The 12,934-nt window shown below is 73.4% G+C and carries 8 protein-coding genes; 5 read left to right on the forward strand and 3 right to left on the reverse strand.

The window, feature by feature from the left end:
• Window positions 1-336 precede the first annotated feature (336 nt).
• Window positions 337-4,353, forward strand: coding sequence for an ABC transporter ATP-binding protein (locus ACFY0X_RS36540; protein WP_387760830.1), 4,017 nt, complete (start codon window positions 337-339; stop codon window positions 4,351-4,353).
• A gap of 53 nt (window positions 4,354-4,406) precedes the next feature.
• Here the strand turns inward: ACFY0X_RS36540 and ACFY0X_RS36545 are convergent, their stop codons facing one another.
• Window positions 4,407-5,384, reverse strand: a complete 978-nt coding sequence (locus tag ACFY0X_RS36545; protein ID WP_387760831.1) for an ATP-grasp domain-containing protein — start codon at window positions 5,382-5,384, stop codon at window positions 4,407-4,409.
• 124 nt (window positions 5,385-5,508) lie between these two features.
• Between ACFY0X_RS36545 and ACFY0X_RS36550 the strand changes: the two genes are divergently transcribed.
• Window positions 5,509-6,075, forward strand: a complete 567-nt coding sequence (locus ACFY0X_RS36550; RefSeq protein ID WP_387760832.1) for an NUDIX hydrolase — start codon at window positions 5,509-5,511, stop codon at window positions 6,073-6,075.
• A gap of 86 nt (window positions 6,076-6,161) precedes the next feature.
• Here the strand turns inward: ACFY0X_RS36550 and ACFY0X_RS36555 are convergent, their stop codons facing one another.
• On the reverse strand, window positions 6,162-7,457 hold the full coding sequence (locus ACFY0X_RS36555) for a hypothetical protein (protein WP_387760833.1): 1,296 nt from the start codon (window positions 7,455-7,457) through the stop codon (window positions 6,162-6,164).
• Between the two features lie 248 nt (window positions 7,458-7,705).
• On the reverse strand, window positions 7,706-8,830 hold the full coding sequence (locus ACFY0X_RS36560; RefSeq protein WP_387760834.1) for an ABC transporter substrate-binding protein: 1,125 nt from the start codon (window positions 8,828-8,830) through the stop codon (window positions 7,706-7,708).
• 327 nt (window positions 8,831-9,157) lie between these two features.
• On the opposite strand from ACFY0X_RS36560, the gene ACFY0X_RS36565 reads away from it, so the two are divergent.
• The 3 genes from ACFY0X_RS36565 to ACFY0X_RS36575 all read left to right on the forward strand — a co-directional run bounded on the left by ACFY0X_RS36565 (window position 9,158) and on the right by ACFY0X_RS36575 (window position 12,717).
• Complete coding sequence (locus ACFY0X_RS36565; protein ID WP_387760837.1) at window positions 9,158-10,732, forward strand: APC family permease; 1,575 nt, start codon at window positions 9,158-9,160, stop codon at window positions 10,730-10,732.
• 276 nt (window positions 10,733-11,008) lie between these two features.
• On the forward strand, window positions 11,009-11,965 hold the full coding sequence (locus tag ACFY0X_RS36570) for an LD-carboxypeptidase (RefSeq protein WP_387760835.1): 957 nt from the start codon (window positions 11,009-11,011) through the stop codon (window positions 11,963-11,965).
• Window positions 11,966-12,042: 77 nt separating this feature from the next.
• Complete coding sequence (locus ACFY0X_RS36575; protein ID WP_387760836.1) at window positions 12,043-12,717, forward strand: nucleoside/nucleotide kinase family protein; 675 nt, start codon at window positions 12,043-12,045, stop codon at window positions 12,715-12,717.
• The last annotated feature ends 217 nt before the right edge of the window (window positions 12,718-12,934 follow it).

The raw sequence follows: 12,934 nt of genomic DNA on the forward strand, positions 1-12,934 counted from the left end.
CCTGCGCGATCTGGCACAACCGGACCACCGGCCAACCCGTCACCCGCTCACTGATCGCCTACGACCACTGACCGACTTCGGAACTACTCGTCTAGTCCCAAGGGATGGCGCCCGCCCGTCCCCGGGCCGCTGGGCGCGGTGCGTGCCGTCGGTGACCCTGGAAGCGGCCGGGAGGCGAACCGGCCCTGCGCGTGTTCGATCGGGAATCAGCGCAGGCCGCAGGCTGTTGGCCTGTCCGCCGGACCGGACGATCCGGGCTGCCCCGGCCCGCCCCGACCTCGCCCGGGTCGGAAACGGCGTGGCGGCCACCCGACGAAATGGTTAGCATCCCTAAATATGCCTGAGACTCACGGATCCACGGTGGAGCAATCCCCGAGCGGCCCCCCGGCCCCCGGCCCGACCCCCGTCGCCAGTCCGCAGGGCGCCGCCGAGAACGCCGGAGCGGCCGCCGAAGACGCCGAGCCCGCCGCCGAGAACACCGAGTCGGCCGGCTGGCTGCGCCGCCTGGTCGGCTACAGCTGGCGATCCCGTCGCAGCCTGCTGCTCGCCTTCGGTGCCTCGCTCCTCGGCATGGCCGTCACCGCGCTGGTGCCGCTGGTCACCAAGCTGATCATCGACGACGTCATCGTCGCCCACACCCGTTCGCTGGCCCCCTGGGCGGTGGTGCTGCTGCTCGCCGCCCTCGTGGTCTTCGGCTGCACCCAGGTCCGCCGCTACTACGGCGGCCAGCTCGCGCTCGACGTCCAGCACGACATGCGCAGCGACCTGTTCCGCTCGCTCGGCCGGCTCGACGGCCACCGCCAGGACCGGCTGGACACCGGCCAGGTGGTCGGGCGCGCGACCTCCGACCTCCAGCTGGTCAACGGCCTGCTCTCGATGCTGCCGATGATGACCGGCTACCTGCTGATGTTCGTCATGTCGCTGGTCGTGATGGTCTGGCTGTCCCCGCCGCTCACCCTGATCGCCCTGGTCATGGCCCCCGCGCTGTGGTGGGTCTCGGTGCTCAGCCGCAAGCGCCTCTTCCCCGCCACCTGGGCCGCCCAGCAGGAGGCGGCCGCCGTCGCGGGCGTGGTGGACGGCGCGATCGGCGGCGTCCGCGTGGTCAAGGGCTTCGGCCAGGAGGCGCAGGAGCTCGACAAGCTGGAGACGGCCTCCCGCAACCTCTTCGCGGCCCGGCTCCGGTCGATCCGGCTGAACGCCCGCTACAACCCGGCGATGCAGGCGATCCCGGCGCTCGCCCAGGTCGGCGTCCTGGCCTTCGGCGGCTGGCTGGCCGTCGACGGCCGGATCACGCTCGGGACCTTCGTCGCCTTCTCCACCTACGTCGCCCAGATGACCGGCCCGGTGCGGATGCTGACCATGGTCATCACCGTCGGCCAGCAGGCCCGGGCCGGCGTCGAGCGCGTGCTGCAGCTGGTCGACGAGCGCCCCCTGGTCCAGGAGCGCCCGGACGCCCGCACCCTGGACCTCGCGCACGGCGACAGCCCGGCGAGCGGCGCCACCTCGGCGAGCGGCACCCCCGTCGGAGCCCTGACCCCCGTCGGAGCCCTGACCCCCGACGTCGCCCTGGAGTTCGACCGGGTCGAGTTCCGCTACGACCCCGAGCACCCCGCCCCCGTCCTGCACGGCCTCAGCCTGAAGCTGGCCCCCGGCGAGACCCTCGCCCTGGTCGGCGCCTCCGGCTCCGGCAAGTCGACGGTGGCCCAGCTGGTGCCCCGCTTCTACGACCCCGCCGCCGGCACCGTCCGCCTGTACGGCCACGACCTGCGCGACCTCACCCTGGACTCGGTCCGCGCGACGGTCGGCATCGTCCCCGAGGAGAGCTTCCTCTTCTCCGAGTCGGTCCGCACCAACATCGCCTACGGCCGCCCGGACGCCACGGACGAGCAGGTGTTCGCCGCCGCCCGCGCCGCCCAGGCCGACGAGTTCGTCCGTGCGCTGCCGGACGGCTACGACACCAAGGTCGGCGAGCAGGGCCTGACCCTCTCCGGCGGTCAGCGCCAGCGCATCGCACTGGCCCGGGCGATCCTCACCGACCCCCGGATCCTGCTGCTGGACGACGCCACCTCGGCGGTGGACCCGCAGATCGAGGCGGAGATCCACGACGCGCTGCGCTCGGTGATGACCGGCCGCACCACGCTGCTGATCGCCCACCGCCGCTCGACCCTCCAACTCGCCGACCGGATCGCCGTCCTGGAACGCGGCCGGCTGCTGGACCTCGGAACCCACGAGGAACTCGAAGCCCGATGTCCCCAGTACCGGGCCCTGATCACCGACCCCGAGGCCGGTCGCACCGGCCGGCAGTCCACCTCCGAAGAGGCAGCCCCCGAGGAGGCAGCCGACGAAGCGGCGCCCGCTACGGAGCCCGCAACGGAGCCCGCAACGGCGTCCGCAACGGCGTCCGGGCGGGAAACCGAGCAGCAGGCCGCCGCCGGAACCGGCGGAACCCAGGCCGCCCCCACCCTCCCCACCCCCGCCCTGGCCAAGGCCGCCCGCACCGCCGACGCCGACCTGCTGGACAAGGTCGCGGCCCTCCCGCCCGCCTCCGACACCCCGGCCGTGCCCCGCGCCGAGGCCGAGGCCGGCGACCCCGACTTCACCCTCTGGCGCCTGCTGCGCGCCTTCCGCGCCCCGCTGCTCATCGCCCTCCTGCTGGTCGCCCTGGACGCGGCCGCCGGGCTGGTGCTGCCGGTGCTGATCCGGCACGGCATCGACGAGGGCGTCCGCAAGGGCCTGATGGGCGGCGTCGCGGTGGCCTCGCTCACCGCCCTCGTCGTGGTCCTGCTGGACTGGGCGGTGCAGGGCGCCGAGAACCGGGTCAGCGGCCGTACCGGCGAGCGCGTCCTCTACACGCTCCGGCTCAAGATCTTCGCCCACCTCAACCGGCTCGGCCTGGACTACTACGAGCGCGAGCTGACCGGCCGGATCATGACCCGGATGACCACCGACCTGGACTCGCTGACCTCCTTCCTCCAGACCGGCATGGTCACCGCCGTGGTCAGCCTGCTGACCTTCGCCGGGATCTTCGCCGCCCTGCTGATCATCGACGCCGGCCTGGCCCTGGTGGTCTTCGCCGTCCTGCCGCTGCTGGTGATCGCCACCCTGGTGTTCCGCAAGAAGTCCAGGGACCAGTACGAGCGCTCCCGCGACCTGATCAGCGCCGTCAACGCCGACCTCCAGGAGAACGTGGCCGGCATGCGGATCGTCCAGGCCTTCCGCCGCCTGGACACCAACACCGACCGCTTCGTGGCCCGCGGCATCGCCTACCGCGACGCCCGGGTCCGGGCCCAGCTCTACATCTCGCTGTACTTCCCGTTCGTCCAGTTCCTCTCCAGCCTGGCCGCCGCGCTGGTGCTGATAGTCGGCGCCGCCCGGGTCGACGCCGGGACGCTGACGGTCGGTGCGCTGGTCGCGTACCTGCTGTACATCGACCTGTTCTTCGCGCCGGTCAACCAGCTGTCCCAGGTCTTCGACGGCTACCAGCAGGCCTCGGTGGGCCTCGGCCGCATCCGCGAGCTGCTGCGCACCCGGACCACCACCGCCGAGGCGGCCGACCCGGTGCCGGTGGCCAAGGGGCTGCGCGGCGAGATCTCCTTCGAGGGGGTCGGCTTCGCCTACAACGGCGGTGCGGACGGCGCCCCGACGGTGCTGAGCGGCGTGGACCTGCGCATCCCGGCGGGGCAGACGGTGGCGCTGGTCGGTGAGACCGGAGCCGGCAAGTCGACGCTGGTGAAGCTGGTCGCCCGGTTCTACGACGCGACGGAGGGCACCGTCCGGGTGGACGGGGTCGACCTCACCCGCTACGACCTGGCGCAGTACCGCCACCGCCTGGGCGTGGTGCCGCAGGAGGCGTACCTGTTCGCGGGCACGGTCCGCGAGGCGATCGCGTACGGCCGGCCGGACGCCTCGGCGGCCGAGGTCGAGGCGGCGGCCCGGGCGGTCGGCGCGCACGACATGATCGTCCGGCTCTCGGGCGGCTACGACCACGAGGTGGCCGGCCGCGGGCGCAACCTCTCAGCGGGCCAGCGCCAGCTGATCGCGCTGGCCCGGGCCGAGCTGGTCGACCCGGACATCCTGCTGCTCGACGAGGCCACCGCGGCCCTCGACCTGGCCACCGAGGCGATGGTCAACCAGGCCGCGGACCGGCTCAGCGGCGGCCGGACCACCCTGGTCATCGCCCACCGCCTCACCACCGCCGAGCGCGCCGACCGGGTGATCGTGCTGGACCACGGCCGGGTGGTCGAGGACGGCACCCACACCGAACTGCTCGCCCGGGGCGGCACCTACGCCCGGCTCTGGCAGGCGTTCATCGCCGACGGCCACCCGGCGGTCAAGGCCGTCGCCGCCGGATAGACCCTCCCACCGCCGGCCTGCGAACCGCCTGGCGGCCCGTCACGCACGGGCCGTCAGGCGGCGATCAGCGCGGCCAGCAGACCCGAGGCGTCGATCCCGCGCGGCAGGTCGCTCACCTGGCCGTCCCCGACCTCGACCACCCGCCAGCCGGAGCCGTCCGCCCGGCTGGCGAGGTCGGTGGTGACGAAGCGGCAGCCGAGCCTGCGGACCAGCGCCGGGACGTCCGTGAGGTCGGGCTCGACGGCCCGGCGCGGGGCGTCCGGGTGCGGCCCGACCAGGACGGGCCGGCCGTCGAGCCACCACACCCGGGCCTCCACGGCCCGTTCGTCGCCGGCAACGGCGTCAGCGCCGGCAACGCGGTCAGCGCCGTCCATGACCGGTGCCGTGTCCGGTTCCATGACCGGCCCTTCCGCTGGGACGCCCGCGCCTTCGAACTCCTCGTACCGCCGCAGCACCACGCCGCCCGCCAGGAACTCGCCCTGCAGTTCGACGAACCGCTCCACCACCCGGCCGACGGCCGCGAGGTCGGCCAACTCGGGCACGTAGCAGGCCTCGTGCCACTCGTGCTTGCGCGACTTCACGTAGTCCTTGACGATCGCCGGCCCCTGCCCGCCGAGCCGGGCCACGGCCTGCGCCAGCTCGGCCGGACCGGGCACCACCGGTCCGTCGGACGGGATCCACGCACTGGCCGGCGTCGCGCCCTCGAACACGTCGTACCAGCCGGGCAGTTCGTGGGCCGTCGCGTAACCGGGCGCGCTGGTCAGCAGGTTGCCGCCACGGGCGGCGAGCGCGGCGGCGAAGTCGGCGTACCGGGCGGAGGGCAGCATCCATCCCCGGTACCAGAGCGGGCCGCTGTCCCGCGGCACCCGCCGGACGGCCTCCTCGGCCCGGCCGACGAGCAGCCCGTCGTGGTCGACCAGGTGGTGGTCGCCGCCCAACTCCCGCAGCATCCTGGCCTCCCAGGCGAAGTGCGGGTCGGGCCGGCGCGGGTTGAGCGGATCGGCGGGAAAGATGATCGCGGGTACGGGCATGGCCGTCAGAGTACGGCCGCCCGGCGGGTCCCGCGCCCGCCACGACGGACCGGCCGGATCGAGCACCCGACCGGAGTGCCGAATCCGCTCGACGCCTCCGGGCGACCGCTGCGAGAGTGACCCGATGCGAAATCTGCTGCGTTCCCCCAGACGCCGGCCGAGGCAGGCCGCCCGCACGGTGGTCCTGGACGAGGACGGCTCGGTCTTCCTGCTCCGTTCGGACAACGACGAGATCGGCGTGCACTGGACCATGCCGGGAGGCGGACTGGAACCGGGCGAGACGCCGTGGGACGGCGCCCGGCGCGAGCTGTGGGAGGAGACGGGCTGGACCGACCTCGAACCCGGCCCGTTGCTCTGCACCTGGGAGCACGACTTCACCTGGCACGGCACTCCGGTCCGCCAGCACGAGCACATCTACCTCACCGGCGGACCGCACCGCGGCCCGGTCGGCGACGTCAGCGCGGTGCACGCCCTCGACCGGATCCTGGACTGGCGCTGGTGGACCCCGGCCGACCTCGCCGACGAGAACGCCGACGCGCTCTGGCCGCCCGCGCTGCCGGAACTGCTGGACGCGGTCCGCGCCGGCTGGGCCGTGGACGGGCGGCCGCCGGTGCCCGTGGACCTCGGGTACGTCCCGAACGCCCCGGTCACCCGCCAGGCCCGCCCGGCCCGCTCGTCCGAGGACGGCTGAACGCCGCTGACCGCGCTTGGACGTGGCCGAACGCGGCTGAGCGGGGCTGAACGGGGCCCGGGGGAGCGGGGCCCGGCGGAGCGGGACTACGCGCGCCCGCCGCGCCGGGCCCGCCCGGCCGGAGCGGGCTCCCAGCCGTGCAGTTCCAGCTCCCGGTCGTGCAGCGCGGCCGGGTTCATCAGCACCGTCAGCCGGGCGTCGGCCAGTTGCTCGAAGCCGAGCCCGGTGGCGGACAGCAGCTGGTCGGTCGGCACCGAGACGGCGATGGCGGGCCGCCAGGACGGCAGCACGACCAGGCAGGTGCCGAGGCCGACCCGGATCGGCCGGGCCGCCACCCGGACCGGCTCGCGTTCCTCCGGCCGACCGGGCGCCTCGGCGGGCCCGGGGCTGCCGCCGATCAGGATGCCGAGCGGCGGTTCGGCCCACGAGGCCCCGGCGGACGGGCGGGTGGAGGGACCGGCACCGGGACGGGTAGCGGGACCGACGACGAAGGAGCCGGCCGCGCCGGAGCCCCCGACGTCGGCTCGAACTCCGGCCCCGGCTCCGAGCGGCGGCACCTGCGCCACCGCTCCCGCCGCGCCGCCGGGTCCGTCCGTCCAGCCGGCGGCACCCGGCAGGCCCGTTCCGGTCGGGCCGGACGCGGCCGTCTCCCGTGCGGTCGCCCCCTGCCCGGTCTGGTCGGCCTGCGGGTGCATCCGGCGCAGTCGCCGTGAGGGCGACGGCCGCCGGGACACCAGGATCCGCGGCTCCTCGCGCACCGGACGCGGGCCCGGCACGGACAGGGAGCCCTCGGCCGGCGCGGCGACGGACCCGAACCGGACGAACCCGGCCCTGGCCCCGCTCCCGGTCGGTCCGTCGAGGGCCTCGGGTGCCGCGGCAGCGCGGTCGGTGGAAGCACCGGGCGCGGCGGGACCGTCCTCGGCCTCCTCGGCCTCCGCGTCCGTGCCTTCCTCCACGTCCACGTCCGCGCCGAGCAGGGCCCGCACCTCGGCGACCGGTCGGTGGCACGCCTCCGCCAGCTCGGCGACGGAGCGGCCCTGGGCGCGCGCGGTCCGCAGCCGGTCGGCGAACGCCGCCCGCAGCCGCTCGGTGGTCGGATCGCCGTCGGCCGGGTCGCCGTCGGCCTCCGGGCCGGGCGCGGGCAGGACGGGCGGCGCCTCCGCGTCGTACCGGCTGCGCGGCCGCGGCACCGAGTCGTGGCGCGTCGCACCGCCCTGGCGCGCCGCCCCGTCCGGGGCGGCGGGTGCGGCCGCACCGGGCTCGGCGGCGGTCGCGATCGAGCACATCGGGCCGGTCGCGGTGGACGGGGGTGACGAGCCGGCGCTGTCCCCGGGCGGACCGGGCAGGGACGGGTCGGTTACGGCGGGATGGAGCGAGGTCATCTGCGGGCCCTTCGGGGAATGGTCCCGACGATCCTCCCGCACCAGGCGATCAGCTCCAAGCGTCGGACCCGACGGAGTGCGCGATACCACCGCGAGAAGGCCGCGACACCCCTGCGGGACCCTCGCGGAACCACCCCCGGATCGTCCAGGACAGCGTCCGGCGAACACCGTTGCCCCCGGCGGGGGTCGACGCCCGGAAACGCCCGTCGACCCCGCCCTCAACACCGGCCCCACGTCGCCGGGTGGGATCAACTACCGGGCGCGACGAAGCCCTTGAGGTCGGAGAGCACCGCGTTCGCCGCCATGACACCGAGCCCGAGGAACCAGGTCTCGTCCGAAACCGGCCGGGCCTGACCGGACTTGACCGCACCGAGGGTCTTCCAGAGCGCGCCGCCCAGCACCGTGTCCTGGTTGGTCGAGCTGGGGCTGCCGTACACGCCGTAGAAGATCCAGTCGGCGTCGGCCTTGTCGATCTGTTCCGGGCTGACCTCCACCGCGAGCTCCTGGACCTGCTCGATCTTGGGCTGCGGCAGCGGTACGTCGGTGAGGATGGTCCCGATGAAGGAGAGCTCGGCGTAGAGCCGGGTCCGGCCCGGCATGAAGCGCAGCGGCGTGATGGTGGGCCGCTTGTCGCCGAGCTTCGCGCCGATCGCCGCGGCCGCCGCCTGGTACGCGTCGAGCTGCGCCTTGGCCTCCGCCTCCAGGCCGAACACGCTCGCGTTGAGCAGGAAGTTCTGCTTCCAGGGGTAGCCGGGGCGCAGCGAGAAGACGGTCGGCGCGATCTTGGAAAGCTGCGCGTACTGGTCCTGGGCGCGCAGCTGGCTGCCGAGGATCAGGTCCGGCTTGAGCGCGGCGATGGCCTCCAGGTTGAGGCTGTTGATGGTGCCGACGGCGGCGGGGTTGCCGGCCTTGTCCTTGAGGTACGACGGCAGGGACTTGGAACCGTCGGTGTGCACGACCCCGACCGGCTGGACGCCGAGGGCGACGACGTTGTCGAGCTCGCCGGTGTCCAGCACCACGACCCGGGTGGGCCTGGACGGGATGACGGTCTCGCCCATCGCGTGCCTGAGGGTGCGCGGGTAGACGCCGGGGGCGGCGTCGGTGCCGAAGCCCTTCATCTTCTCGACCACGGTCGCGTAGTCGTCGCCGCCCTGCTTGACCGACTTCTGGTTCGGCGAGGCGCCGCCGCCGGCCGGGGTCGAACCGCCGCTGCCGCCGGATCCACCGGATCCACCGGATCCGCCCGAGCTGCCGCAGGCGGTGAGCAGTCCGCCGAGGCCGAGCACCGCCCCGCCGGCGATCGCCGTGGTGAGGAACCGGCGGCGGCCGGAGGTGCGGGAGGAGAGGGCCAGGTCGTCGGAGGTGGGGGACACGCGACGCTCCGTTCACGAGTTGAGATTAGGTTAGGCAAACCTATCCGACTCAGGTGGTGGTGAACTCCCGGCCCTGCCCGCGGCGCGGGGGTAAACCGTGTCGAACCTTGGCAAAACGGAGAAATTCTCTTGACCCGACCCCTTTGAAACAAAGGTACCTGCGTTGGCGAGCCGTTAATGCATCAGTCGGCTCGCCCTCCATGGGGAGGAATCGAAGCACGTGGCTCAGATCACCAAGGGTTGGTCTACTCAACCTTCCGTACCCGCATCTAGGGTGCGCTGGTGTTTGATCAGCAGCTCTCAGAGCACACGAGCAGCGGCCGGGCAATGGCGCCCGGCGCTCCGCAGGGTGCCCCGGTCAGTGGCACCAGTGGTGGAGTCCCCGCGGATCAGGGGACCGCTGGGGGAGCGGGGGACAAGGGCCTACGGGGCGGTTCCGTCGGCCTGTTGAGCAGTGTGGTGCTGGGCGTCTCGACGGTCGCCCCGGTCTACTGCCTGACCGCCACACTCGGCCCGACCGTCACCGCGGTCGGCGTCCAGATGCCCGCGGTGTTCCTCGCGGGCTTCCTGCCGATGCTGCTCGTCGCGTTCGCGTACAAGGAGCTGAACAAGGACTTCCCGGACTGCGGCACGTCCTTCACCTGGGGCGTCCGGGCCTTCGGCCCCCGGGTCGGCTGGATGGCCGGCTGGGGCCTGACGGTGGCGACCATCATCGTGCTCTCCAACCTGGCCGGGGTCGCGACCGACTTCCTGTACCTGATGCTCGGGGAGATGACCGGCAGCGACTGGGTCACCGAACTCGACCAGAACAAGGCCGTCCACCTGCTCACGGTGGTCCTGTTGATCGCCGGCGCCACCGCGATGAGCTACCGGGGGATGACCGCCACCAAGTGGTTCCAGTACGGCCTGGTCGGCCTCCAGCTGGCCGTCCTGGTGCTCTTCTCCGTCATCGCCATCGGCAAGGCGGCCGCCGGCGACCTGCCCGACTCGGTCGGCTTCTCCTTCTCCTGGCTCAATCCGCTCGAGGTCAGCTCGTTCAGCGCGTTCGCCGCCGGACTGTCGCTGTCGATCTTCATGTACTGGGGCTGGGACACCTGCCTGACCATGAACGAGGAGACCCAGGGCAGCGCCAAGACGCCCGGCCGCGCCGCGATGATCTCCATGGTCACCCTGGTCGGCTCGTACCTGCTGGTCGCGATCGCCTCCCAGATGTTCGCGGGCGTCGGCAGCACCGGCAACGGCCTCGGCAACCCGGCCACCGCCGACAACGTCTTCGCCGCGCTGGCCCGCCCGGTGCTCGGCTCGCCGTGGAGCATCCTGCTCTTCCTGGCCGTCGTCGCCAGCGCCGCCGCCAGCCTGCAGACCACCTTCATCCCGGTGGCCCGCACCCTGCTCGCGATGAGCGCCTACCGCGCCGTGCCGCCGCGCTTCGGCGCGGTCCACCCGCGCTACCGCACCCCCGGCTACGCCACCGTCGCGGCGGGCATCGCCACCGCGGTCTTCTACGTCGGCATGAGTCTGATCAGCGAGAACGTCGTCCAGGACACCATCCTGGCGCTCGGTCTGATGATCTGCTTCTACTACGCGCTGACCGCCTTCGCCTGCGTCTGGCACTTCCGCCGGTCGCTGCGCACCGGTGCCCGCGACCTGCTGCTCAAGGGCGTCGCCCCGCTCCTCGGCGGTGTGCTGCTCAGCGCGGTCTTCCTGCAGACCCTCACCGATGCCTGGTCCCCCGACTACGGCAGCGGTTCGGTCCTCGGCATCGGCTCGGTCTTCGTGATCGGCGTCGGCATCCTGCTGCTCGGCGCCGGGCTGATGACCTGGTACGGCTTCGTCCGGCCGGAGTTCTTCCGCGGCGAGACGCTGCGCAAGGACACCCAGGCGCTGGTCGTGGAGGACTGACGCCACGACCGTCGGGCGCGTGAAGCGGTTGTCGGCTTGTGCTGCCGGCCGTCCCGGAACGGCCACCAGCACGGGCCTGCGCAGGGCCGTCCATCCCGGACGGCCCTGCCGCGTTTCCCGCGCTCCTGCAGGACGCCTCCCGCGGGAACCGGCCGAACAGCGGACCGCCACCCGCGCACATCGGCCGGTCGACCCAGGGGCATATCGTCACCGGGCGGTCGCGGCCACGGCGCGACCGCCCGCATCCCGCTCCCGCGCCTGAAAGGCGGCCCGGCCATGGACCAGCACCCGACCACACTCGGCCAGGGGCTGACCCGCCCGTCGCACCTGAGCCCCGGCGACCACATCGCCGTCGTCGCCCCCAGCGGCCCCGTCGACGCCGAACGCCTCGCCGCCGGGTGCGCGATCCTCCGCTCCTGGGGACTGCGCGTCACCGTCGCCCCGCACGTCCTCGACACCCACCCCGCCCTCGGCTACCTGGCCGGCACCGACGCCGACCGTGCCGACGACCTCCGGTCCGCCTGGCTCGACCCCACCGTCGACGCCGTCATCTGCGCCCGCAGCGGTTACGGCGTGCACCGCATCGTCGACCTGCTCGACTGGACCGCGATGCGCACCGCCCGGCCCAAGCCCTTCATCGGCTTCAGCGACGTCAGCTCCCTGCACGAGGCCTTCGCCCAGCGGCTCGGCCTCGCCACCCTGTACGGACCGCTGGCCGCCGGGGCCTCCTTCGTCTCCGACGGCCCGACCGCCGAGCACCTGCGCCGCACCCTCTTCGACCCCGCCGCCGTCACCGTCCTCACCTCACCCACCGCCGCCCCGCTGATCCCCGGCCGGGCCCGCGGCGTCACGGCCGGCGGCTGCCTCCACGTCCTCACCGCCGAGCGCGGCACGCCGGCGGCCCGGCCCTCGTACGAGGGCGACATACTGCTGCTCGAGGACGTGAACGAACACCCCTACCAACTCGACCGGCTGCTCACCCAGCTCCTGCGCTCCGGCGCCCTCGACGGGGTGGCCGGCCTGGTCCTCGGCTCCTGGGAGGGTTGCGGACGGCCCGAACGGGTCCGCGAGGTGATGCTCGACCGGCTCGGCGGGCTCGGCGTCCCCGTCCTCTGGGAGCTGGGCTTCGGCCACTGCCCGTCCACCCTCACCGTGCCGCTCGGCGTTCCCGCCCTGCTCGACGCCGACGCCGGCACCCTCACCCTGGACCTGCCCGCGCTCGCCGACCGCTGAGCAGGCCGACCGCCGAGCAAACCGGCGGCTGAACAATCCGACCGCTGAGCAGACCGGCCGCTGAGTAAGGTGCGGCCATGAACGAGGACCGCCTCACCGCCCTTGCCCTCGGCTTCCTCCGCGGCCCGGGCAGCAACGCCCGCACGATCCTCGGACTTGCCGGCCCGCCCGGCGCCGGCAAGTCCACCCTGGCCCGCCACCTGGTCGCCGAGGTCGAACGCGCCGAGGGCCCCGGCACCGCCGCCTACGTCCCGCTCGACGGCTTCCACCTCTCCGGTACCCAGCTCGACCGCCTCGGCCTGATCCACCGCAAGGGCGCCCCGAGCACCTTCGACGCCCACGGCTACGTCGCCCTGCTGCGCCGCATCGCCGGCGACCGCTTCCAGGACATCTACGTGCCGGACTTCGACCGCACCCTGGACGAACCGGTCGCCGCCCGCCATGTGGTCCGCCCGCACACCCGTCTCGTCATCACCGAGGGCAACTACCTCGCCTCCACCGACGCCCCCTGGTCCGACGCCCGCCGACTGTTGCACGAGCTCTGGTACGTGCACACCGACGACGACATCCGCGAGGAGCGCCTGCTCCGGCGCCACCGCGACGGCGGCCGCGACGAGGCAGCCGCCCGCCACTGGGTCACCGGCAACGACCATCCCAACGGGGAGTACGTGAAGCCCGGCCGGACACTCTGCACCAGGACCGTCTCCGGGACGGGTTTGCCTCCGGCGCCAGACAGGGGTAGTGTTTTCTAGTCGCTCGGCAGGGAGCACCGGACACGCATCGGCGCGGACGGTCCCGGGGCGGCCAATCCTCTGAAACACCACTTCCGGCTGGTGCCGGTCGTTTCGCTTTTCCGCGTGACGGCCTGGTGCTTATTCGGCGTGCTCGTTTAATTGGGTTGCGGCTGGATTCGCTTTTCGGAGCGGGGATCGGCTAGAGTTTGAAACGTCGGACGGGGCGTCAAACCCC

The organism is Kitasatospora sp. NPDC001547 (assembly GCF_042894165.1).
In the GTDB taxonomy this organism is placed as follows: Bacteria; Actinomycetota; Actinomycetes; order Streptomycetales; family Streptomycetaceae; genus Kitasatospora.

What these genes read in the sequence shown, in the direction of transcription:
- ACFY0X_RS36545 (WP_387760831.1), bottom strand. Translation starts at nt 5,384, where the DNA reads ATGCCCGTACCCGCGATCATCTTTCCCGCCGATCCGCTCAACCCGCGC.
- ACFY0X_RS36570 (WP_387760835.1), top strand. Translation starts at nt 11,009, where the DNA reads ATGGACCAGCACCCGACCACACTCGGCCAGGGGCTGACCCGCCCGTCG.
- ACFY0X_RS36575 (WP_387760836.1), top strand. Translation starts at nt 12,043, where the DNA reads ATGAACGAGGACCGCCTCACCGCCCTTGCCCTCGGCTTCCTCCGCGGC.
- ACFY0X_RS36550 (WP_387760832.1), top strand. Translation starts at nt 5,509, where the DNA reads ATGCGAAATCTGCTGCGTTCCCCCAGACGCCGGCCGAGGCAGGCCGCC.
- ACFY0X_RS36555 (WP_387760833.1), bottom strand. Translation starts at nt 7,457, where the DNA reads ATGACCTCGCTCCATCCCGCCGTAACCGACCCGTCCCTGCCCGGTCCG.
- ACFY0X_RS36540 (WP_387760830.1), top strand. Translation starts at nt 337, where the DNA reads ATGCCTGAGACTCACGGATCCACGGTGGAGCAATCCCCGAGCGGCCCC.
- ACFY0X_RS36565 (WP_387760837.1), top strand. Translation starts at nt 9,158, where the DNA reads ATGGCGCCCGGCGCTCCGCAGGGTGCCCCGGTCAGTGGCACCAGTGGT.